Consider the following 24,521-nt stretch of genomic DNA (forward strand, 5'->3'; position numbering starts at 1 on the left):
TTTTGTCGAGTCACCCCCGCACAGTTTATTAGATATCTAAAAAACTTTTATAAAGCGAATTTAGATATCAATAAACCACTGCGTCTATGGATTTTCATATAAACCTTGTTAAAATTTAGGACTTTTGGGGCAGCCCCCTCCGTTTTCCTCATTAAATCACTCTAATATTAAGTTTTTTCTAAAATTAACATAAAAAATAAGACTCAAAGCATTTCTACTCTGAGACTTATATTTACTTACAGTAAATCTAATTTGCTTCCTTTTATGGCAGCTTTCTCCATATTTTTCAACAACACTATTCCTAATATTAAAAATACAAAAGCTAACACTAACTCTCCTCTAATTAGATATATGTTGCTTATTATACTCTCTCCACCTATTAATTTTTGCGCTAAAAGTATAGATCGTGTTAGAGGTAAAGTATAGCAAAATTGCTCTACTAAATATGGAAAATTACTAACTGGAAAATTCGCTCCTGTAAATATTAAAAGCACTTTGTCTATAGTATTCGTTACTAGGTGAATTTCTGTCGTTAATAATATTAAACACGAGATAAAAAATCCAAAACAAGTCGCTACAAATATTGCTAATATTAAAATAAAAACAAACTCCAATATTTTTTGTCCATTCCAAGCTAGTCCTAATAATAAACTAAGTACGCTAACTCCAAAAACTACCGATACAAAACTTAGTAACATAGTTGAGATTGCACTTGAAATTAATATTTCTGAAATACTCGTTTTAGTAGCTAACATTAGAGACAATGTTCCACTTGCCCTCTCCCTCGCTAACTGAAGACCAACTCTATAAATTGCCGTAAATGCACTAGTTACTATCGCATTACTTATAACCCATTTTTCAATATTTTCCGCACCATAAACATAGTATCCTACTAGTGAATAACACATCATTTGCATTAGTGGAATTAACAAATCTATAGTAAAGAAAGCACGCCAATCATTTAATACCGAAGACATTTTATATGAAAAACTAACTCTTCTAAAAAATCTATACATATTTTCCATATTAAAATACCTCCAAAGTCCCATTAATAACACATAGTTGCTTAATTTTTCTAAATGAAAATATACTAATAATAAAATAAATAATTATAATAATCACCAGTATAAAAGCTACTCTCAATAATTCTTCATTACTGCCACCTTGAACAGCTAATTTATAACCTTCCATCGCCCATGTTGGACTCAATAAGTATGAAATATATTGAATAAATTTTGGGAAAATCGAAATAGGAAAGACCATCCCAGTTAGCATTATTATCGGATAATCAATAACATTCATAAGAATACTTATTTTTCTAGATAAAGTAAATAATCCTGCCATCATAAAACCGACAGCTATCATAGATACTATCATTAAGATTGTTATTAATACAAAATAACTAAAACTTGCAAACTGGATAGATTTATTAAATAAAATTTTTACCGTCAGCATATTAAGTCCAAAACTAAAAATTCCCCAAAGTGTATTCCCTAAAATTTTTCCAAAAATGATATTTTCGAAACCTATCGGTGAGGTGAAAATCATTGGCATAGTTCCTAGCCATTTTTCTCTATCCATATCACTGGCTGATGAAAAACAAATACTTCCCCAAAAAGTAGTAATTCCCGCTCCTATAAAAGCATATAACATAAAATCTTCCACACTACGATTTTGATAAATCATCCCGAGTAAAATTCCACTTAATATCGGGCTAATAAAAATACAAAATCTAAACATTGGGCGTGCTATCGATTGTTTCATCTGAACTTTGGCACTCATTAATATCGCTCTTAACATATTATGCATCCCCCAATAGCTCTATATAAATATCTTCTAACGTTATTTCTAAATTCTTTTTATTTTTCTCTTCTTGTTCGCGTTCTTTCTTTGCTTTTATTTCTTCTTTTCTTTCGTTAGAAACTAAATTTTGGAGACCTACTACATCGTCTATAGCCAGTAACTTACCTTTTTTTATTATTGCAATTCTATCACAAAGTTCTTCTGCTTCTGGCATATAATGAGTTGTTAGTAAAATAGTTACTCCTTCTTTAGACAGTTTTTTTATTAATTCTCTTAATTCTTTTGCTCCTACTGGGTCTAATCCAATACTCGGTTCATCTAAAAATATTACTTTTGGATTATTTAATAATGCTCTTGCAATTTGAAGTCTTTGTTTCATTCCTTTGGAGAAAGTTTCTACCTTTTTATCTATAAACTCACTTAACCCCACTTGAGCTATTAATTTTTCAATTAACTCTTTTTGATCTTTACTAGGAATTTTGTATAGATCTGCAAAATATGCCAAATTATCTCTTGCACTAAGCCGCCAATAAAGGCTCCTCTCACCACCAAAAACAAAATTAATATATTCTCTAACTTTTTTGGCTTCCGAAAAAGTATCAAACCCAAACACTTTTGCTTCTCCTTCGCTTGGAGCAAGCATCGTAGTCAAAATTTTTATTGTTGTTGTTTTACCCGCACCATTAGGTCCAAGTAAACCAAAAATTTCTCCTTCTTTCACTGAAAAGTCTATTCCTTTTATAGCTTCAAATTCACCATTTTTCGGAGTCTTAAAACTTCTTTTTAGACCTTTTACATCTATTATATTATCCATCACTTTCTCCATTTCCTAAAATAATTCCAACCTAGACTTTTCAACAACTAATTATATTCAAATCCCTTAATAGAGAGACTTCAATAACGTTTATTTATATTCTACTTTACGTTGTTATTTCTGTAACAACTAATTTTATCATACAAAAACTCCTTTAGGAGATTTAAAAAAATCTATAATCTTATCTTTTGCTTCTATACATTATATCAGATTACACTACTCTCTCATAGTGAAAAGGGAGTGACTCAAAAATCGTGATTTCGTAGAAATCGATTTTGTCGAGTCACCCCCGCAAAGTTTATTAGATATCTAAAAAGCTTTTATAAAGCGAATTTAGATATCAATAAACCACTGCGTCTATGAGTTTTCATATACACTTTGTTAAAATTTAGGACCTTTTGGTCAGCCACTTTTCGAATGAATTTCTATTCTTTTTTCTTTATGAATTATTATTTATCCTTCGTTCTATTTCTTCTTTTAAATACTTATGATATATTTTTTCCTTTTAACGTTTTTCAAATTTCAATAAAACAAATATTCCCAAACCAAACATTATTGTTAATATGTTCAAAGATACTCCAAGAACTTTTATATTGTCATAAACGAAAGGTATTAATAAAAACAAGACGCCAAATACTGAATAAAAACTAGTTATGATAGTGTGAATAGCTCCAAAATCTTCTCCCTCATAATCATCATAAAGCATTTTTTCAAAGAAGTTTCCAGAAACTCCTATTACGACGAAGGTGATAAAGAAAAACAATAATTTTAGATAACTATTATCTATTATAAATACTAATAAAAAGCTAGTTCCTGATATCAAATAATCCATATAAAAGAAATTTTTTGGAGGAACTTTTACAAAAGGTGCAACCATTGCTCCTACTAAGTCCGCACCACGCCATACAGAAAGAACTAAAGCTAACCATTTTACATCAATATTTATGCTAATAAGATAAAGCGGAAGCAGTTTTAAAAGCAAGTCAGTAGCACCACTAAGAAATGCTTCGATAACAATTATCTTTGACGCTGCTTTTCGTGAAAACAATGTCTTTATATTGCCGACTATACTAGCCTCAACCACCTCTTCTGTTTCCTCAGTTTCTTCGATAGTCTGGATATTTTTATTCAGGTTTAACTTTGTAAAAAAGTATACTCCCGCTAAAAAGATTGGAATACTTAGTTGCATAAGTGATAAATAAGTGATAAAACCAAGTAACAGCGATGCAACGAAATTACTAAGTATATCTAATGAGTTTGATGTAAAATATTGAATATCAACTGATTTTTTAATCAAATTATTATCATTATCAAGAACTTCTGGTGTCACTTTTACATTTAATGAAGTAAGAACACAATTTACTAAGTTAAATAAAAAGTTATAAATAAATATAAAAGAAATATGAGCTTTATTAACTAATGCAAATATTAAAAGACTGACTAAAATAATATGCATAATTTGGAAACAGAGAATCCAAAACTTTGTATTTTTTATCTTATTAAAGAAATAACTATATGAAAATGCGACTAGCGATGGAATCATTCCTATTAAAGCAAACGACGTCAAAGTACTTGCTTCTATACTATATACTTCTACCAAAGCAATCGTTACCGCAACCATATAAAAGCTATCTACTATATTCAATACCGAACGCCCTAAGATTAGATTAATAAAATTCTTAGGAAATATTTTTAGTAATTTCAAAATTATACACCTCCCATGTGAGTAAGTTGATTCGAATTATATCTTTCATATTTCCAAAACCTCTGAGTTCTGAAAACACTTTATATGATATCATTCCAGAAGCCATAAATAAAATATGAATCTATATTAGCACTAATACATTATATAGTCAATTCTTTTTTCTGAAAAAAGAGAATAAATATCTGAAAAAACAAAAAATATATTAATACCTTATAATATAAATAAATAATTTGAAAATTACGAATTTTTAATGTTAGAGAAAACTAATAAAGGATTTTTTAAATACAAAAATATTATATCTAATTATATATACTAATCCCTCTTTATTTTTGAGTGTCTAATCTAATTATACAATCTCCCATAAAATATACGTTTTATTGTCTTTAATTGACTTTAACACAAAAACACGTTACAATGAAAGCGTTAATAATAGAAGTATGATTTAATCTATCTGTAATTACTATATTATGCTTTACATTCATAAGCGGAGGTATATTTCATGAATAAAAATTTTAAATTTATACGTACTATGCTTTCTACTGGTCTTTTAGTCCCCCCTATATCTTCTATGTAATTAAAGTATAGTTAAATCTACAAATTCATAGCACAATAAATTTTAAAAACATCTATTTGGATGACAATAGAGGCTGAATTATATAATGAAATTATTGTTTACTTTAACAAAGCCAAATATTATCAACATCAAATAAATTAATAATAAAATATATAGGAGATAACAAAATGAATACTGAAAAATATATAGAAATAGCAATATTCGCTGTAATAACAGGCCTGTTATCAGGAACACGTTCATATTTCGTCAATAAAAAAATAGAAAAATTAAAAGAAAAAAGAAAAAAAGATAAATAATTAACTTAATCAACATTGAGATCAACTTTAAAAAATTAATTTCAATAAAATCATAATTTTAAAGTCTCATTGATAAATACCTAAATAAAAATGGAGATAACAGTGACGCAAAACGTATTAACTTGTTTTAAATTTATTACAATTATCAATATAATAAATTATGTAATAATAAAGAACACATTCATAATAAATTATTTACTTATATGTACACTTATTGGAATATTCTACATAGTAATAGATTCAAATAAAAATAAATTAAATATATTAACTGATAAAATCGATATAATTTTATTACTAATTTTTACAAGTATCATAAATATCCTTTACATAATTAATATAAAAATAACAAATTTAAAATATATTATTTTTATATCGCTATCATATATAATCATTAAATATATAATAAAGAAAAAGACTAGTTAACTAGAGTAATAGCCCTCAAAATTCAGACAAATTTTGGGGGCTATTACCAATGCTTAGTTGATTTATTTTACTAATTGACTGATAAATAATTCTTTTGTGATAACTACACCTAATTCAGAATGAAAATTTCTAAGCGTACTATATTGATATGGTTGTAAAGTTCGTTTGGTTATTAACTTATTTTGTTCTATCTTGTTACAAATATCTATGTATTTTTGGACATAATTTTTTACTCTTGTAAAAATACGATTTGAATTACTTAAATAAAATCTCTTCTCCTCTATATCCTTAAAACGATAAACTCTTGAATAGTCTATATGTTCTTCTTTAATAATAGTTAGTTTGCTGAAATCTAATGCTTTTAAACACTTTCTCCCATCACTTTTTTCATACACTGTATACGGAAAAATATGTCTTGCATTTTTTAAATTTTCTGAAATACCCGAGCGTAATGGAATAGCAATTAAAAGATCATTAATACCAAGTATCATAACGCCATGTCCTCTTGAAACATCTTCTTGAAATTCATCTAAGCTATTATATATGTTAAAATAATCTTCAGTTAATAAATGAAAATATAAACTATTTTTATTTATATTTGACATAATCTATCTTCCTTTACTGTATAAAAAAAGAGCCTTTCTTTTTAGAGTCGCGACTCCTACGACTACATCAACTTGAGAGTATTTTCTTTTTAGAGTCGGTATTACTCTCCGACTTCTTCTATACTTATTATATCGAAAAAAATAATTTACGTCAAATTTTTATACAGTAAAATTATTACGGAAAAAATAAATTCCTTTTAAAAACTAGATAAATATTACTTCCCTTTTTACTTTTTGAATTATATAACTTTATTTTATAGAATTTTTCTTCTCATTGTGATAATCTATTATATATAAAATAATCTCAACTGTTAAAAAAATTATGGCTATTTTGATAGCCTTTGGAAAGAATATACAAAATACAACAATTGGTATTAATCCTACTAATAATTGTTGTTTATTCTGTTTGAAAATAGGTTGAGAATTTCTTCTAAACATAAAATATTGTAAATGTCAATCTAAATATGTCAAAAAAATTCAAAATAAAAATGTACATTTTATTCATCTGCTTTTTGGAAAAAATCTTTTAGTCTATAAGAATTTCCAGTTATTTTAGCTACATGTAAATGGTGTAGTAATCTCTCAACTATTGCACTAGCGATTAATGGATCGCCAAATACATCATCCCACTGTGAGAAATTTATATTTGTAGTTATTATTGTACTATGTTTTTCATAACGTCTATCTATTAATTGGAAGAACAATTTAGATTCCTCTTTGGTTATGGGAAGATATCCTAATTCATCTATTATTAATAATTTATAACCACAAAATTTCTTTAATCTTTCTTCTAGTCTACCTTCTAACTGAGCTTTTTTTAATATTTCTATCAGACGTGCACATTTAATAAAGTATGTGGATTTCCTATTCTGAGCTGCGGTTACTCCTATAGAAATAGCTAAATGTGTTTTTCCAACACCGCTATTTCCATAAAATACTATGTTCTCTTTCTTATCTATGAATCTCAATGAATTGAAATCATATATTTGTTGTTTATTTATTGATTCTTGAAAGTCAAAGTCAAACTCCGATAAAGTTTTTACACTAGGAAATTCTGCTACTTTCACAGAATGTTGAATAAGATTTTGCTTTTTCTTTTCTACCTGTGCTTGTGTAAAGTATAGAAATCCGTCTATAAAGGTAAGATTATTTTTTATTTACCTGTTCTAATGTTTGATCAAGCACAGCTAATGACTCTTTACTCTTTAAAAAATTTAGATTATTTATTATTCTCTCATATGTGCTAGTTATTTTCATTTTTATATACTCCTCCTATACTATTAAGATTTTGTTTAGCCATTTCCTCTATTTCTGTTTTTTCTTTATTTGAAAATTTATTTTTTAAACCTTCTTTATAATGTTCAGGATTATAGTTTATTTTTATATTACTTATCTCGTGCATTTCAATAAGTTTTGTGTTAGAGTATATGTATATATTCGAATCAATAACTTGATATTATAATTTTGTCCAATATATTTTCGACCTATAGAATATTGCTTAGTATCTACTGTAATCATACCGACACTATTCACTTTTTAGGTTTTAGTTTTGATTCTGTATCGATTCCTTATTTTTTCAGGTGGTAATGATAATAAGGAATCTTTTTCTTTTTCAAATTTAAAAATGGGGATTTTACCTGTTGCTTGAGATAATTTGTTATTTTCTCTTGTATTTATCCTCTCTACTAATTACACTAATCCGCTAAGTGTCAATGTTCCACTGTATGCCCGTATTTCATCTAATATTTTCATTTGAGATTCTACTTTACCTTTTATTTGATGCATAATAAACATCTATTAACATCCTCATTCGTTTCTTTTTCTATATCCCACCGTCTACAATAAGACTTTACAGTATTAAGCGACAACCCAGTAATAACTGAAATACGTTTATATCCTAAACCATTCTTTCTAAGTTTTTTGATTTCTTCTTTTTTGTTGTAATTCATAGTTTTATCCCCCTAGTAGATATAGGACAATTGGATTTATCTTGAGTACCGACTTTAAAAAAATTCTCCACTCTTCCTATATCTATAGACAAAAGATTTTTATTAAAATGAACCCCCATCAATAAAAAAGACCTACCGTAGACTTGAAAATCTACGATAGGTTGCTCTATCAGTCGAAAAATAATCTTTTTTATTGTATAATAATAGGTATGTAGAAGAGTGAAGACGGTGGCTATTCTTTTTTAGGAAAGTAGGTGATGCCTATGGGCATATATCCAAAATCTTTCAAGAAAGGAGGTAGCCTGAGTTGACAGCCTTTGAAGTTGTGCAGATTCTATTTATGTTCGGTACATTTGTTATCGCATTAATTGGTTTGTGCTATAAAATCTTTAAAGACCAAAACAAAAAATAACCCGTCCCCACTTGGTACTGCACCCAAAAAATTGGACAAAATATTCAGTTATTTTTGTTTAGTATTTTAAACTTTAAAGTCAGTAAATTTTATTACTTTTAGTGACTTTCATTCCTTACAGTTATTTTAGATTTTTTGAACTATTTAGTCAAGGATTTTTAAAAGGCGTAGCCCTTGTCCTTGACTAAATAGGAGAGAAATCTAAACTGTAAAAGGGAATGAAAGTCTCTTTTTATTTATATTTGTTTCTATTAATTTTTCTATAGTTTACGGGACTTAATCCACCTAAGTTCAACTTTATTCTTTCCTCATTATAATATTTTATATAATCTACAATAGCTTCTTTTAATTCATATTTATTCTTGAAAGTATTTTCGAATCCGTAATACATCTCAGATTTTAAAACTCCAAAGAAGGATTCCATAAATGCATTATCAGCCGATGTTCCCTTTCTAGACATTGATTGTTTAATTCCTTTTGCTTTAAGAATTTCTCTATATGTAATATGTTGATATTGCCAACCTTGATCACTATGTAGTATCATGCCATCGTACCTATTATCTTGAAGTTGCGATAACATTTCATACTGTTGTTCCATGTTAGGTGAGAATGAAATATTATAAGCTATTATCTCCGCATTATATCCATCAATTATAGGTGCTAAATAAACTCTATCCTCTCCAATCTTGAATTGAGTTACATCTGTATAACATTTTTTTAATGGTTCTGAGGCGAAGAAATCTCTAGCTATTATATTATCTGCGATTTTTCCAATTTCTCCTTTATATGAGTTGTATTTTCTAGTAGGTCTTACGAATGATAATACACCAAGTTTTCTCGTTAATCTTAAAACTTTTTTATGATTTACTACAAATCCCATATTTTTAAGTTCTAATGTTATTCTTCTATAACCGTATCTATATTTGTTCTTTTCCTGAATTAATAGAATAGCTTCTTCTATATTTTTATTTTTTTTATCTTTATCTTCTTTATTTTTTGTATAATAATATGATGAACGAGATAAGCCTAAAATCTTTAATAGTATGTTTAATCTATGTGTTTCCTTTAATTCTTCTACTATTTTTGTTTTTTCTTCGTTTGAGATTGTTTTAACCTTATCTCCCTCAACTTTTTTAAAACTGCATTTTCCGCACGTAGGTACTCAAGTTCCTTCTCTAATTGTTCTACTTTTGATAATTCATTTTTTTCTATCTTTTTATTATTATTTTTCATTTTACTAGTTCTTCCTCTCGGTTTCTCTAGTATATTATACCCGTTTTCTTTAAATTTTGAAATCCAATTACTAAGTAAAGCAGGGTTTGGTAATGCGTACTTTAATGAAGTAGATTTTATAGAATGTCCTAATATTAAAACCTCATTGATTATATCTAATTTCAATTCTGGTGGATAGTAATTATTTTTCCCCTTAATCAGCACTGTTTCACCATGTAAATCAGCCAATTTGACCATGTACTTCACATTACTAGGATCAATTTCAAACTTTTTAGACAGTTCCTTGTATGAGTATCCTTCTTTCTTAAGTCTATACATTTCTATCCTATTTTCATCTGTTAATTTCATAATAAATAGCCCTCCAAAATTTGTCCAAATTTTGGGGGCTATTACCCTTTTGGCGAGTAGGACGAGTTATTAATTTAATTCAAATATAAGCTACCGTCTTAAACGGTTCTACATTGGAGTCTAGTTAGCGCTAGACTCTTTTTATATTTTTATTATACCATAATTCAGATAAAACTCAAGTGGTAAATGTCAATAGATATAGTATAATTATTACGGAAAAGGTAAAAAAAATAATAAATTCCTTTAAACTATAAGTTACAACACTACAGAAAGGAATTTATTCATATGAACATTATAATACAAATCTTTATCAAAAACATAGAAAATACTTTAAAAAGATATAGTAAAATTATTATGAAAAAAGCATAAATTCCTTTTAAAAACTAGATAAATATTACTTCCCTTTTTACTTTTTGAATTATATAACTTTATTTTATAGAATTTTTCTTCTCATTGTGATAATCTATTATATATAAAATAATCTCAACTGTTAAAAAAATTATGGCTATTTTGATAGCCTTTGGAAAGAATATACAAAATACAACAATTGGTATTAATCCTACTAATAATTGTTGTTTATTCTGTTTGAAAATAGGTTGAGAATTCCTTCTAAACATAAAATAAAGAAAAGCAATAGTTATAGTTGCAACTATAGATCCTAATATACTGTCCATTATCAATACCTCCTATTATGTATGTGGAAATTTCATATTCTGTATAATTTTATTTTTATAGTGTTATTAAACTTTACACCATTATTTTAATATGAAAATACAATGGTATCAATACGAAAATCTCGATAATGCATTTCATATAAAACAGATGTACACTTAGTCGTCTCTATCACAACTAAGTGTACATTCTTTTATCTCTCATCACCTAATAATTCTGATCTTATTATCACGCTTATTGCTAAAACAAACATTATTAGACTTAAGAATATTGTAACATAAGTATTTATATCAAGATCCATATCAAAAATTACAGTTCTCATACTCGTTAATTGGTAAGTTAATGGATTAAGTTTTGATATATAATATAGCGCCTTAGAATTGTCTAAACTATAAAAAGTCGGTGCAGCAAAAATTATCGGTAGTAATAATGTTCCCAAGATAAGGTCTCTAGTTCTATACGATACAGTTCCTAATGAGATAATAACCCCAAGAGAAAACCAAAATACTAGACTAATAATTACAATAATTAATACTTTTAAGAAAGGAACTATCTGTATTTTTATTCCTAAAAAGAACGATAAAAAGTAAATTAGTAATACTTGGACTATTGTGATTCCTAATGGAAATACTAATTTCCCTAAAAAATAAGAAATAGCCGATGTTCCTTTTATTCTTTTATACGCTAAAAGTCCCCATTTTTTATCTAAATTCACCCTATAAACCGACTGATTCATCTGAGAATTTAGTATTACTCCAATTATTCCAACAAAAATATATTCAATATAGCTAACATTTTCTCCTTTAAAAGCCAAACTTGAAAAAGAGTTCCCTATCCCAAATCCAAAGAATACAAAGTACAAAATTGGAACCATAAGCTGAGTATATATAATCTGCTTATTATTTTCAATCGCCTTATATTCTATATACGATGTTGCCCAAAAATTCTTTATTACATTTTTCATATAATTACTCCTCCAATTCCAATATTCTCTTCAAGGTAATTTCTTCTTTCTGCAAGTTTCCTATTGTAATATTTTCTGCCAATAATAATTTTAATACATTCGAAATTTCCTCTTCTTTTTCCAAGAAAATTTTTAAATTTTTATCATCAACGATTGTAATAGTATCTTTATATTTCTCTACTATATCTCTACTTAATTCACCATTGTAAGAAATATTGTATACTATTTCTTTATTATATTCTCTTAAGAACGTGCTCATTTCACCAAAATATAAACATTCCCCGTCGTTTATATAAATTATCTTATTACAATACTTTTCTATAAGATCTAAATCATGAGAAGATATAAATACAGCATGTTCTTTATTATTATTTTTTATGTATTCTAATATATTTTTTGATAATACTACATCTAATCCTGTAGTAGGTTCATCTAAAAATAAAATTTTTGAATCTGACACCAGACTTCTTGCTATTTGTACTCTCTGCAATTGTCCACCAGATAATTCTGTTAAATCAGATTTCTCCTTACCTTTTAAACCTAGAACATCAATAATCTCATCTACACTTTTCCTACTAATAGTATTTTGAGAATATAATAGCCCCATATAAATATTGTCGTATACATTTAAGTACCAATCTACTGATTGATTTTGCATACAATAATCCACATCTCGAACAGACACTCCTTCACCGAAAGATACCTCACCTTCGATATTAGAAAACAATCCTAATGTAGAATTAATTATCGTAGTTTTCCCTGAACCACTTTTACCTATAAGTGCAATCATATCTCCTTTTTCCGCAGAAAAAGAAATATTTTTAATCGCGTAATCACTAGAATTTTTATATTTATATGCTAAATCTTTTACTGTTAAAAGTTTTACCATTTAACTCCCTCCTTCCGATATTACGTTTTACTTCTAATTACTTTTTAGAAAAGGGAGTGACTCAAAAATCGTGATTTCGTAGAAATCGATTTTTTAGAGTCACCCCCGCACAGTTTATTAGATATCTAAAAAGCTTTTATAAAGCGACTTTAGATATCAATAAACCACTGCGTCTATGAGTTCTCATAGACACTTTGTTAAATTTTAGGACCTTTTTGTCAGCCCCTTTAACTCTTTAATATGTAGCTTACACAATAAAGTGCATCTTCTTGAATGAGTAGCTTATTAATCGAGTATCTACTTTAACAAATACTATAAAATCATTATCGTCTGTTAAAATAGCTGACTCCTCTCCTCTATTCAAGTTATAATGAGAAACAACAATTTTTTAAGATCATTAGAAACTCAAAAAATAATGATGATTCTCTTTATTATTTTTTACATTATAAACTATAAAATTCCAATATCTAATACCATTTTTTTGTCCTCCTTATTTTATGAGGTTATAAAGCTTTATAGTTTTATTGTAATATAAAAACGATTTGAAAGCAATATGAAAAGAAAAAAAAAAAAAAACGCTTTCAAAAATTAATTCTTGTTTTTTTAAAGTAAATAAATACCAGTTTAAATAGGAATATGACTTGGTATTACTTCTTAAATTAAGATAAAAAATGTACACCTAGCTATTTCTAAAAATACTAAGTGTACATTGTTTTATTAATTTTTCATTTTTAAAATTTTTTCTAATAACTTTTCCTTAATCTAATAAAGTGTGCTCTCTATTTCTTAAATTCACATACAATACATGAATAGCCGAAATTGCATTTATTAGCAAAATATAATAAGCAATGTTTTCTACATATAATCCTACAAAACTCAATATAATAGTAAATAATGGTGCACTTATTCGAAAAATTTGAACTATACTTTTTCTATAATCTTTATCATTAATTTTTATGAAATTAGTCCTTAATTTTATACTGATTGATACCCCAAGTGCCACTATTAAAGATAATAATATCACTTGTAATGGTAAAAACACCTCACATATAACCAATATGAAGAATACTATATCAAAAATTATGTAAAACATAAGTATTCTATTTAAATTTATATCATATTTCTTAGTAAGTATTAAAAATAAAACTACTGTTAGTCCTGGTATAAAAAATATAATACTAGAATATTGTATTAAATTCCTAGCCGCTAATTGTTTTATAAACAACGGTATAAAAAACACTGCTGCTCCTGATAATAACGCTGTATTGATAATAATATATTTTCTTTTCAATTTATTAAAAACTAATCTTTCAGAATTTTTCTCAGTTTCATTTTTAAAATTATTTATTTTGAAACTTGAAAATAAAACAAACATAATTATAAATACTATTAAATATTCATCAATATTCACCTTATAAATATAACTTCCTAAAGAAAAGCCAAGCAATTTAGACAAGTTACTATATAAGGATATATCTGTCACTCCAGCTTTGATAGACTTACTTTCCTCTATTACAAATAAATTATAATTAAGTAGCACTATCGATATTAATAAATAATAGACAAAATAAAATGTTAATACGTAGTATAAGTTTATGTTATTTTTAAGAATAAATACTACTACTGAAAAAACTATTAATATATAATAAAAATACTTTGTTTTTATACTAGTTAATAATCTGAAATAACTAGTGTCTAAAAAAATAAATATTTCTATCAAAGTCGTTATTAACAAAATAAAATATATAGGAAAATTATATACAGATATAAATTTCACCGTTATGTATGAATATAAAACACTCAAAATTAAATTCAAACATAAATACAAACTTCTCGCTAATTTAACATTAAATTCTATAAAAAACACCTCCTATATGATTCACTTTGTTCTTATTTCTCATAACTCATTAACCTTTTTTACTATTATGATCCTGTACTTTGATATTTTTTTAATCCGAAATTCCATATTGTTTTATAGATTAATATAAGTAGAAGCGGTCCAAATAATATTAAAAGCCATGTTTCTAAATTAAAACTATCATGTAAATTTATTAAATTTACCACTGGGAAATATCCCACAAATGCGAATGGAATAATTATTAGTACTACTTTAATAAAAAACGGATAAATATTAACTGGATAATTTGCCAATTGATACAATTGCCATAAAACTGATTTTATACCATCATTTGTTATCGAAAAGAAACTAATCGATACTAATGCTAAGTATATAGCCTCTCTTACTAAAACTGCAGATATTGTAAATAAAATAAATTTTATTATAAATAAATAATTTACATCAATATCTAAGTTATATAATGAAAAAATCACAATTACTACACCTGTAATTAACTCAAATAAGGCTTCCTCATCTAATTGGAAAATAATAAATTGATAAAGAATATTTAGTGGTCTTAATAAAAATAAATCAAGTTCTCCAGTTTGAATTAAATATGGGACTTCTAAAGTTGTAACGAAGAAAAATTCCCATAATGCCGATGTTAATGTTAGAAAACCATATAAAAACAACAATTGATATAAAGAAAAGCCACCGATTAATTCTGTATAATTAAGCGTAATAAGTAATACAAATAATGTTGTAAGAGTATCTAGTAAATAACCAAAATTTCCTATAATAAAATCTAGTTTATAACTCAATATCCTTTTTACATCCATTTTAAAAAACTCTGCATATAAATATAAATGTTTCTTCATATTAACCTCCCATTATATCAAACTTGTTAAATACATATCTTGATAGTTTTTTTGAAATTATCAATAATATGATTAACCAAAACATCTGTACACCAAGAATAAATAAGACTTTTCCTAAATCATTATCATGTACAATAATAGAAATAGGTGCATACATTACAGCGTAAAATGGAGTTACCTCTGATATTCTTAATAATAGTTTCGGATATAAATCTAAAGGTAGCAACCCTCCACCGAAAATAATAAGAAGAGCATTAACTAATTCAGATACACCGTTTATTCTTATAAATACCGTTGATAATAATGCAATAATATAACCTAATAAAAAAGCAATAATATAACTCAAAGTATACACGAATATAAAAAGTACAAATCTCTTAAGAGATATAGTTCTAAATATTAAATTATTAAACAGTAAAATATAAATAACTAAAATCGACAGTACTTGGAATTTTAATTTATAGAGAAAATTGCCTAAAGTAGTGAAAAACGTTATGACTATTAATCTATTAGGCTTATTTAAATAATTAATAATAGTACCTTTTAAAATCTTCTCAGATACAAAATTGGTAATTATTTTTATAGGTAAAACTATTTGTAAAATAATCGCAAACAGTACATAAGTTATTATTTCATCAATATTTTTAGAATTGTATTTTTCAACATATATCCAGATACTATACTGTATTAATACCATAGAAAGTGATGCAATTATCTGCATTACTGTATTAAATTTGTATTGTAATAAACTTTTATATTGATATAAAGTATAAGCAAAAAATCTATTCATATTTATCACCTGTCTTATCTTTCACAAGCAATACTTCTTGTAGATTTAAGTCCAACACTTCAGTTTGTGTAATAATACTTTCATTAGGTAGTAGTTTTATTATATCTAACACATTAAATTTAGTTTCATCAAAAACAAATTCTTTAGAATCAATATTTGTACGTAAAGGCAATATTCCTTCTTTAGCCAAATCTACTATATTCTCTCCGTACATTTTTAATTTTTTATATTTATTAAAAATTTGCTTGAAGCTCTTCACTTCACCATCATAATTAATTTCGCCATCACTTATCAAAATCATTCTCTTACATACTTTTTCAATATCAGAAATCTCATGAGTTGTTAGTATGATAGTAGTATTATACTTCTCATTTATTTTTAGTATTAATTCCATAATTTTCTTCTTTGTTTCTATATCTAAACCGATAGTTGGTTCATCTAAGAACACTAGTTGAGGCTTATGAATAATACTAGCTATAAACTCCCCACGCATTCTTTGCCCTAAAGATAGTTGCCTTACCGGTTGATATAAGTACTCTTTTACATTTAATTCTGTTATTAAATAGTCTAACCATTCTTTATTATCTACTTCATAGATTTTTGATAAATACTCAAAAGAATCAATTAGTGATAAATCCCACCATAAATGTGATTTTTGTCCGAATAGTGCACCTATGTTTTTAGCATTTTTTTGCCTATTTACAAACGGATCTTTACCGAACACTTTTATTGAACCTTTTGTAGTAGTTAGTATTCCTAACAGTAATTTTATTGTTGTAGATTTCCCAGCTCCATTATTTCCTATATATCCTACAATTTCTCCTTCTTTAATACTAAAATTTATATCCTTCAACGCTTGTTTAACCGTCTTTTCTGTATTAAAAAAGCTAACTCTATTTTTTATTATGTAATCTTTACTAAGACTCTCAACACTAATTATCTCTTTCATAATATTTCCTTTTATTTTACTAATTTATTATCCGATTTACGATGATTTTCTTCATCAAATTCTACTATTTTTCTAGAACCTGTTCTTTTGTTTTTTACTATATTAACGTGTTTTTCTCATAAAGTCAATATTTTCTGAATATTATGTTTATTTTTCTTTTAATTTGCGATAAGGAAATTATTTTCTCTAGCAAATTCGGTGATTTTTGAAACAATAAAAAAACAACCCCATCTCACTAAATCATGAGATGAGGTCAGAATTGCGTAATTTATTTCTATTGTTTTTTAACTCTTTTTCATAATACTTCCTCTTATTTTACTAATTTATTATGCCAATCAAAATTTAACCCCATCTCTTTTTTTATAAATTCATAAGACCTTTCTGGTAATGATAAACGTAGTTTCTCCAACTCCACTTTAATTTTGTCCTTAAATAATGTCAATTCATCAGCTTCTTGAAATATAGATATAGAAAACATTAATGAATATATACTCTTCCTTACACTAGATAGTTTTTTCCCTCTTGTTTTATTAATATGATGGTTTGTTCCAGCTAGTCTCTTAACATCTTCTGAATACGGCAATTTATCTATGAATTTCATAAAATTATCATCTATTGGAATCGAGGTACTAGTGCAATAAAATCTCTCATTAACGGCTGAAACCTCATACTTTCTAGACATAATATACTTCATGATATTTAATATTAATAAACGTTAATTTAACAGCAATTTAAGTATATTTTGCTGTAATTTAATTATAATAGAAAATAGTCAAAAAATAGTAGATTTTATAGAGTATCAAGAGGCTTTCCCCCTTTTTTTCCCCTCATATAAAATTGATATAATCTATCTTCATCACTTCTAAAATCCACTTGAAATACTAATTTCTCATTTTTAATTCCTCCGAATATCTAATTAATTTATTTGCGACTTTTAAAGTCATATTTTCTAATTCATACTTACCACTGCGGTAATTTTGAATAACGCTAAGCGTTAATCCTGTATCTTTTGAAATTCTATAATCAGTTAAGTCACTGTTGAATAATTCTTCTATTTGTTTAATCGCTTTATCTATCATTGTAAAACCTCCTAAATAAGTTTTAAGATAATTGAAATTATCACGGTAAATATACCTAATACTATAATCATAGTTTGTATTTTTTCTTTTTTCATGATATAATGTGAATAACATTTAGGTACTAGGAGCTTTTATAAGCTCCGTTCCCTAATGGTCTATTTACAGACTTTTTCAAAGATTTCAAGAATTGTGTTTACTATTTCTAAGATAGCTAACACAGTTGCTAACCCAAGCATCTTGTCTTTGTGAGAGTCTGTTTTTTTTATTTCTTCTGTTACTCACTACCTCACCTCCTTTACATTTATCGTTATACCTTGCACAAGGTATAACGTCAAGAGTTTTTTTTAAACTTTTTTATTTTAACGGAAATTTTTAAAAATCTCTATTATAAGCGGAAATAAAAAAGACCTACCTTAATTGGTAAGTCATAAATATAAAGATTGAATTAATTTTTTTGTTCTTCTAATTTCATTAATAATAGCTTTAGATTATTTTCAGATGTATAATCCTTTATCTCTGAAAAACCAAAAGACTTATAAAAATCTAAAAGTTTAGGGGTATCAGCACATTCTAACCAAACGTATTTTGCATTAACTATCATTTTTGCTTGCAATAATGTATCATACGCTAAGGTTAGAATCATGTTTCCTGTTATACTTCTTGTTTGTAATGCTTCTTTTGAATAGTTCTTACCAATTTGTCCTATGAGATAACTGTTTAAAACATAACCGCCACTTTCTGTTTTTCTTCCTCCCTGACATAATTTTCTTTTTTGAGAAGATGATAAGTTACTATAATTTCTTTTCGACATAGTCAGAGGTTTATTTGCTACTGAAAAATATCCTACTAATACGTCATTTCCTTTGTGTTCGCTAAATATCAAATGAGTGGTAGAAATTGCCATTTTTTCAAATTGAATAGCTTTAGAATGTAAAAAGTATTCCACATCATTAACTTTTCCAGTTTCTGTATTAGGAATACTTTCAAATTTATTTAGTATTTCTTGGACAGTTTCTTTATCCAGTGCTTTTAGTAATGATTGCAACCCTATAATTTTTAAAGACATTCTTTTTCCTTTCTAGAAGAAAACATCTTTTTAATTAAACTTAAATCTTTTATTGTTTCTACATTAGAAACCTCAACAGTTTTTGCTTTTTTTGTAGACTCTAAAGCTTTTATTAAACTATCAGCATTTTTTCTATTAAATTTAATATCCGCTGTAAAACTTTTTGTAGCCATAAATATCATTCCCTCTTTATTTATAATCATACACTTTCATACACTAAATATACCATTTCCTCAGCTAAAAATCAAGATAAATTAATTCTTTTATAGAAAAAAAACAACATGGAAATTTTCCAAAATTGCTATTCTAATAGGCATAAAAAAAGGGAGTGACTCAAAAATCGTAATTTCGGAGAAATCGATTTATTGAGTCACTCCCTTGGAGGAATAAAATACACCAAATGTCTAATTTGATTATACAATCTCTCCTTTTATTGTCTTTTAACTCTTTTCTTTCCTTTTTCTCTTCTTATTTTTATTGAAAAGAAACACAAGAATTATTATAAAATATCCTACATACATAATATTGTTTAAAATATACAGCATATAATTATTAATTAAATATCTATTTATAATATCTACTACTATAATAATCGGAAATGTATAAATTAATAATTTTTCAAAAAAATCTTTCTTTGATTTCATAATTTCTAATCATCCTTTTTCATAATTAACAACATATGTACTAATTTTAAATTATTAAATCTATTCTTCCTCACTTTATTCTCCCATTAATTTCAAAAAACAGACTCTTGATTTAGTAATAACTTAATCTGATACTATAATTTATTCATCTTTTAACAAAAAATAACAATTAATGTAACTGTCTACTATTTCTCCAATTTTATTATCATCTGTCAAATTTGGAATTTTTTCTTTAGTTTTTTCTATTAATAAATTTCTATCTAATAAATGTATATCCTCGGCTGCTATTTCATCAGTAATGTCTGAATAGAAAATAAGCAAATCTTCAGTTTGCTCTATATTTAACCCATTTTTAAAACAAGCAAATGTAAATGACGGTTCTTCACCGTACTTAACCCTTAAATAATCTACTAGTTCAACAATAACTTTAAAATTTAGTAAATTATCATTAAACATTTTTTCAATCATAGGATCCATAATTATTTTCCCCTTTCTGTTGTACTTATTTACAGATATAATTATATCATTCTCTCATACCAAATAAATACCTTTAATTCAATCTGTAAAAGTATTTTTTAATTTATAACAGATAAATCTACGATATTTTTTTAAGACTCATTAGTGATATTACTATAATGATAATTAAAGAATATAAATTTATATATGAAAAATATTCTTTTCCTAATTTTTCTATCAGAAACGCTATAATTATGCCTCCTAGAGAATACAAGACACTTCCTAAAACTAGGATTAATGATAATACTTGCCCCATTATTTTTCTAGAAATTTTTCTTTGAAAAAATGTTGCTTTATAAATTAGTACTGGTGCTGAAGCGATTCCTGCTATAATAAGTATAATTACTGAAAGAATAATATTCGTACTAAAATAAAACAGTATCAATAATAAACAATGCACTATAATACCTAAGCAAATTAATTTTTCTATTTTAATTTTTGATATAAATTGCAAACCTATTATAAGCGAAGCCAGTATAATACCAACAGATTGTAAAGAATTTAATATTCCATACGCTACACTATCATTATTTAAATTTTGTTCTACATATATTGGTAATAAAACGATAAAACTTCCCCAAGTAAACATATTCCACAATGTCGTATTAATTGTCATAAGGAATATCTCACTATTTTTTACAATATACTTCATAGAACTAAATATTGTATATTTTTCCTGTCTGTTTTCACTGTTACTAAATATCTCGTCACTTTTTATTGTACTTATTATTATCGCTGAAATGAAAAATAATACAGCACCTATTATGAAAGCTATTCTATTATTACCTAGCACTCCCATTATCGCAACAGAAATCGAACCAAAGATATAAGAGATGTCGAAAAATATTATCATCAATGCATTAGCTGTTACTAATTGTTCATCATCACACACCTCTTTTATTATTATATCTCCTCCTGCTGATAAAGGAATTCCTATAACGCTATTCAAGCCTATCAATAATCCTATAATACTTAAAGATATCTTATCATTAAACGGTAATAAGAATATAATCAGAAAAATACCAGCTCTTAGTAGTAAAAATAAGAACATTGCTTTTCCAATATTAAACCTGTCTAACACTTTTGATATTAATGGTCCAAAAACTATAGCTGGTAATTGAGTCAACACACCAAAAATAGCTATCAATAATGGATTTTTAGTTTCTTCATAAATCAACCAGATAATGCTTATACTAACAAATGATTGCGCTAATGTTGTGAAGTTAATCGAAAAAAAATACTTTATAAAATCAACATTTTTTAAAACACTCATATATTTATTCATAAATCAATTCCTTTTTATTCCATAGTCTCTCATGTCTTATTCTAAAATTTTAATAATATGTGAATTTATAGCTTTTAAATACACCTTCGAAAAATTTCTCCCTTATTTTTCATAACATATAAACAATTACTATATTTATTATAATATGAAAATAAAGTGGTAACAATTTGAAAATTTTAATATAAAATCATGCTCCCTCTACTTCACTTCTTCCTTTTTCCTATAGTATTCTTTTGCAAAATCTACGCAACTTTTTAAATCTATACAAAGAACTGATGTTTTCTGAATCCCTTTTATTTGATAACTTTCCTTACAATTCTCCAAGAATTCTTTCTGTACTGTTAAAAAATCATCATATATATCTAATTCGATATTAGAGAACTCTAACCACTCTCCACCCACATTAGCACTTTCTTTTATTGTTTTTCGATTTAGTGAGTACTCTGCAAGATGCAATGCTGTATTAGATTCAAAATCAGTTCCTAATAACAAAATTTTGGCATTTTGATCATACAATCTCCCCAATGGTGAATTGTATCCTAAACCATCATTTAATGGATGCTCTTTTATTATTTCCTGTGCTTTTTCTCCTACTGCTGAAAAAGAATATAGTGGATGAGAACTTCTAACAGAATGTTTTAGATTCATAATAAACTCGCTAAATTTTCCCATACCTCGTGTACTAGATAGATCAACATCATAAGATAAACTTTCCTGTTTTATTTTTTCTATCCACTCCTTAGGAACTTTAGGATATTCCCAATACTCTGGAGACATATTTTCTAAAGATTGTGTTGGGACAACAAGCGTTCCACTTTCTCCTAATCTTTCCATAAGTGCTTCATAAATACATCTTGCACCACCGATTATATAACCGAATTTACTAAGAGAAACATGTGCAATCAAGATATCGCCTTCTCCTATTTCTAAATCTTTAAATAAATTTAAAAAATCACTTTTACCTATTGGCATTAAATTATTATCTAAAGCATCACTCATAAACTTATAACTCATGCTTGTCCTCCTTATTAAATGGGAGCTACTCAAAATCTTATTTTCGGAAAATCAATTTTTGAGCACTCCCCTATTTTCATTTTTCTATTCAATCTATATCATTTTTTACTAACTTTCATTTGTATCACAATTTAATAATATTATCAAATTTTCCTCTTAGTTCATCACTTATGTCATGGCTAATCATTATTATCGTTAATTCTTTATTTCCTAACAGCATTTCTACTAAACTTTTCGCTGATTCTTTGTCTAAAGCTGATGTTCCTTCATCAATTAAAAGTATTTTTTTACCATTAAATAACGCTCTAGCTATAGCCAATCTTTGGCGTTGTCCTCCTGAAAGATTCTTTCCATGAACCTCTACTTCTGAATATAAGAGGTCTTTCTGTGTTAAGCCTACTTTTTCTAAATATTTAGCTACTTCACTGTCTTCTACCACTTCTCCCATAGTTATATTGTCTTTAACAGTACCTGAAAATACAAAATTTTCTTGCTGAATTATAGTCAATTTTTCTAGTATTTGTTTAGTAGATAATTTCTTCAAATCAACACTACAATACTCTACACTACCTTCATAATTTCTTAATTGTCCTGTAATTATTTTAAATAATGTTGATTTACCAACGCCACTATCTCCACTTATTAAATATTTATTCCCCTCTTTTATATCAAAATTCACATTATTTAGAATTTCTTTATCACCGTAACTGAAATATAAGTTTTTTATTTTAAATAATATTTCTCTTAAAGAATATTCAACGGGTAAGTGAGTATCCTTATTATTTAACATGAATTCATCATGCTTAGAGATAATAGGTTTTGCCCCCTTAATAAATGCTATTCTATAACCAACTTGGCTCATACCATCAAATACAAGATTAGAAAACATTCCTACAGCTGCAACTGCACCGATTTCCAAATTATCCTTAACAACTAAATACCCTGTAACAAAAACTAATAACACTTGGAAAAAGACATTTAAGCCAAAGTTAAGCATATAATAATTACTTTCCAACTTACTTTGTTTAACAAATACATTTTTCAAAATTCTACTTATATTAGCTATTCTTTTAGGAATTATTTGTAATTTATTAAGAGAGAAATACGTATCATAGCCTAGAATCGTCTCCTCTAACGAAGCAACATAATTCTCATTTTCTTTAGTAACCTCTGTTCCCATATTATGAAGTTTTTTATTAAAAATTTTTGGAAGATAAATTAATATTCCCGTTCCTATAATAGTAATTAAAGAAATGATCCAGTGATATTTCAATAGAGCATAAAGAGAGAATACCACACCAGAAAGACTGTATATTATAGCAAATATATTTCTCAAACCTTTTTCTTGAATCATTTGAATATCATTATTAAACCAAGATTGATAAACACCAGATGAATTATCTTTATACTTTTCAATATCTAATTCTATAAGGCTACTAGACAGATTATCCTTAACATCTATTCCAATATCTTGAATAAAAATCTCCTCTCTTACCTTTACCACCCTATCAATTACTATAATAACAATCCACGTAACTGATAAGAATAAGATAATTTCAAAGAAACTATGTAGATTTCTATTAGTAAGCACAGTTATAGCATCTGCATTTAAAAAGTTACTCTTCATAAGAAATAACTGTCTTAACAATATAAGAAAACAAATTAATAAGAACCTATATTTAAATTTTAAAATATATTTTTTCATAAGTACCTCCTACTTTTAATTCCACTTAATTTAATAACATACTAATAAGGGAAATTTTGAGAAATGTGTAA

Annotated in this window: 26 protein-coding genes; 2 read left to right on the forward strand and 24 right to left on the reverse strand. The window is 26.5% G+C overall.

Features of this window, described 5'->3' with window-relative positions; all coding sequences use genetic code 11:
- Positions 1–236: 236 nt before the first annotated feature.
- The 4 genes from RWN11_RS01185 to RWN11_RS01200 all read right to left on the reverse strand — a co-directional run bounded on the left by RWN11_RS01185 (position 237) and on the right by RWN11_RS01200 (position 4,322).
- Positions 237–1,025, reverse strand: a complete 789-nt coding sequence (locus RWN11_RS01185) for an ABC transporter permease (RefSeq protein ID WP_314159966.1) — start codon at positions 1,023–1,025, stop codon at positions 237–239.
- 1 nt (position 1,026) lies between these two features.
- Positions 1,027–1,800 carry an ABC transporter permease gene (locus RWN11_RS01190; RefSeq protein WP_314159967.1) on the reverse strand — a complete coding sequence of 258 codons (774 nt, stop codon included), beginning with the start codon at positions 1,798–1,800 and terminating at the stop codon, positions 1,027–1,029.
- Between the two features lies 1 nt (position 1,801).
- Entirely contained in the window at positions 1,802–2,617 is an 816-nt protein-coding gene (locus RWN11_RS01195) for an ABC transporter ATP-binding protein (protein ID WP_314159968.1), read from the reverse strand.
- A gap of 505 nt (positions 2,618–3,122) precedes the next feature.
- A complete protein-coding gene (locus tag RWN11_RS01200) occupies positions 3,123–4,322 on the reverse strand; it encodes a hypothetical protein (protein ID WP_314159969.1) in 1,200 nt (399 codons plus the stop codon).
- Positions 4,323–5,063: 741 nt separating this feature from the next.
- On the opposite strand from RWN11_RS01200, the gene RWN11_RS01205 reads away from it, so the two are divergent.
- Complete coding sequence (locus tag RWN11_RS01205; RefSeq protein WP_314159970.1) at positions 5,064–5,192, forward strand: hypothetical protein; 129 nt, start codon at positions 5,064–5,066, stop codon at positions 5,190–5,192.
- 485 nt (positions 5,193–5,677) lie between these two features.
- Here RWN11_RS01205 and RWN11_RS01210 read toward each other — a convergent pair whose 3' ends face one another.
- From RWN11_RS01210 to RWN11_RS01225, 4 genes are all read right to left on the reverse strand, one after another.
- Complete coding sequence (locus RWN11_RS01210) at positions 5,678–6,220, reverse strand: hypothetical protein (protein ID WP_314159971.1); 543 nt, start codon at positions 6,218–6,220, stop codon at positions 5,678–5,680.
- 497 nt (positions 6,221–6,717) lie between these two features.
- Entirely contained in the window at positions 6,718–7,377 is a 660-nt protein-coding gene (gene istB / locus RWN11_RS01215) for an IS21-like element helper ATPase IstB (RefSeq protein ID WP_314159999.1), read from the reverse strand.
- An 86-nt stretch (positions 7,378–7,463) separates the two neighbouring features.
- The gene (locus tag RWN11_RS01220) at positions 7,464–7,622 is read right to left on the reverse strand and encodes a hypothetical protein (protein WP_314159972.1); all 159 of its coding nucleotides are present in this window, start codon (positions 7,620–7,622) and stop codon (positions 7,464–7,466) included.
- Positions 7,623–7,992: 370 nt separating this feature from the next.
- Positions 7,993–8,169 carry a hypothetical protein gene (locus tag RWN11_RS01225; protein WP_314159973.1) on the reverse strand — a complete coding sequence of 59 codons (177 nt, stop codon included), beginning with the start codon at positions 8,167–8,169 and terminating at the stop codon, positions 7,993–7,995.
- A 307-nt stretch (positions 8,170–8,476) separates the two neighbouring features.
- On the opposite strand from RWN11_RS01225, the gene RWN11_RS01230 reads away from it, so the two are divergent.
- Positions 8,477–8,581 (forward strand): putative holin-like toxin, encoded by a 105-nt coding sequence (locus RWN11_RS01230; RefSeq protein WP_314159974.1) that lies wholly within the window; start codon positions 8,477–8,479, stop codon positions 8,579–8,581.
- 232 nt (positions 8,582–8,813) lie between these two features.
- Here RWN11_RS01230 and RWN11_RS01235 read toward each other — a convergent pair.
- From RWN11_RS01235 to RWN11_RS01310, 16 genes are all read right to left on the reverse strand, one after another.
- Positions 8,814–10,162 (reverse strand): IS3 family transposase gene (locus RWN11_RS01235; RefSeq protein ID WP_314159975.1). Its coding sequence is split into 2 segments (ribosomal slippage): positions 8,814–9,673 and positions 9,673–10,162, totalling 1,350 coding nucleotides; the frame shifts between segments, so codons are not numbered across the junction.
- 428 nt (positions 10,163–10,590) lie between these two features.
- Positions 10,591–10,836: a hypothetical protein gene (locus tag RWN11_RS01240; RefSeq protein ID WP_314159976.1), complete on the reverse strand. Its 246-nt coding sequence runs from the start codon at positions 10,834–10,836 to the stop codon at positions 10,591–10,593.
- A gap of 191 nt (positions 10,837–11,027) precedes the next feature.
- The gene (locus tag RWN11_RS01245) at positions 11,028–11,798 is read right to left on the reverse strand and encodes an ABC transporter permease (RefSeq protein ID WP_314159977.1); all 771 of its coding nucleotides are present in this window, start codon (positions 11,796–11,798) and stop codon (positions 11,028–11,030) included.
- 4 nt (positions 11,799–11,802) lie between these two features.
- The gene (locus tag RWN11_RS01250; RefSeq protein ID WP_314159978.1) at positions 11,803–12,687 is read right to left on the reverse strand and encodes an ABC transporter ATP-binding protein; all 885 of its coding nucleotides are present in this window, start codon (positions 12,685–12,687) and stop codon (positions 11,803–11,805) included.
- Positions 12,688–13,444: 757 nt separating this feature from the next.
- On the reverse strand, positions 13,445–14,143 hold the full coding sequence (locus RWN11_RS01255) for a hypothetical protein (RefSeq protein WP_314159979.1): 699 nt from the start codon (positions 14,141–14,143) through the stop codon (positions 13,445–13,447).
- 467 nt (positions 14,144–14,610) lie between these two features.
- Positions 14,611–15,402 carry an ABC-2 family transporter protein gene (locus tag RWN11_RS01260; protein WP_314159980.1) on the reverse strand — a complete coding sequence of 264 codons (792 nt, stop codon included), beginning with the start codon at positions 15,400–15,402 and terminating at the stop codon, positions 14,611–14,613.
- 1 nt (position 15,403) lies between these two features.
- Positions 15,404–16,192, reverse strand: a complete 789-nt coding sequence (locus RWN11_RS01265) for an ABC transporter permease (RefSeq protein ID WP_314159981.1) — start codon at positions 16,190–16,192, stop codon at positions 15,404–15,406.
- Complete coding sequence (locus tag RWN11_RS01270; RefSeq protein ID WP_314159982.1) at positions 16,185–17,141, reverse strand: ATP-binding cassette domain-containing protein; 957 nt, start codon at positions 17,139–17,141, stop codon at positions 16,185–16,187. Before RWN11_RS01270 ends, RWN11_RS01265 begins: the two co-directional genes overlap by 8 nt.
- 310 nt (positions 17,142–17,451) lie before the next feature.
- A complete protein-coding gene (locus tag RWN11_RS01275; protein WP_314159983.1) occupies positions 17,452–17,742 on the reverse strand; it encodes a hypothetical protein in 291 nt (96 codons plus the stop codon).
- Between the two features lie 280 nt (positions 17,743–18,022).
- Complete coding sequence (locus RWN11_RS01280) at positions 18,023–18,220, reverse strand: hypothetical protein (protein WP_314159984.1); 198 nt, start codon at positions 18,218–18,220, stop codon at positions 18,023–18,025.
- Positions 18,221–18,665: 445 nt separating this feature from the next.
- Complete coding sequence (locus RWN11_RS01285; protein ID WP_314159985.1) at positions 18,666–19,286, reverse strand: hypothetical protein; 621 nt, start codon at positions 19,284–19,286, stop codon at positions 18,666–18,668.
- On the reverse strand, positions 19,277–19,489 hold the full coding sequence (locus tag RWN11_RS01290; protein WP_314159986.1) for a hypothetical protein: 213 nt from the start codon (positions 19,487–19,489) through the stop codon (positions 19,277–19,279). Before RWN11_RS01290 ends, RWN11_RS01285 begins: the two co-directional genes overlap by 10 nt.
- A gap of 582 nt (positions 19,490–20,071) precedes the next feature.
- On the reverse strand, positions 20,072–20,407 hold the full coding sequence (locus RWN11_RS01295; RefSeq protein ID WP_314159987.1) for a hypothetical protein: 336 nt from the start codon (positions 20,405–20,407) through the stop codon (positions 20,072–20,074).
- A gap of 118 nt (positions 20,408–20,525) precedes the next feature.
- On the reverse strand, positions 20,526–21,731 hold the full coding sequence (locus RWN11_RS01300; protein WP_314159988.1) for an MFS transporter: 1,206 nt from the start codon (positions 21,729–21,731) through the stop codon (positions 20,526–20,528).
- A gap of 198 nt (positions 21,732–21,929) precedes the next feature.
- Positions 21,930–22,745 (reverse strand): AAC(3) family N-acetyltransferase, encoded by an 816-nt coding sequence (locus RWN11_RS01305; RefSeq protein WP_314159989.1) that lies wholly within the window; start codon positions 22,743–22,745, stop codon positions 21,930–21,932.
- Positions 22,746–22,869: 124 nt separating this feature from the next.
- Positions 22,870–24,450 carry an ABC transporter ATP-binding protein gene (locus RWN11_RS01310; RefSeq protein WP_314159990.1) on the reverse strand — a complete coding sequence of 527 codons (1,581 nt, stop codon included), beginning with the start codon at positions 24,448–24,450 and terminating at the stop codon, positions 22,870–22,872.
- Positions 24,451–24,521 lie beyond the last annotated feature (71 nt).

The sequence above is a fragment of the uncultured Gemella sp. genome (genome assembly GCF_963519265.1).
GTDB lineage: Bacteria > Bacillota > Bacilli > Staphylococcales > Gemellaceae > Gemella.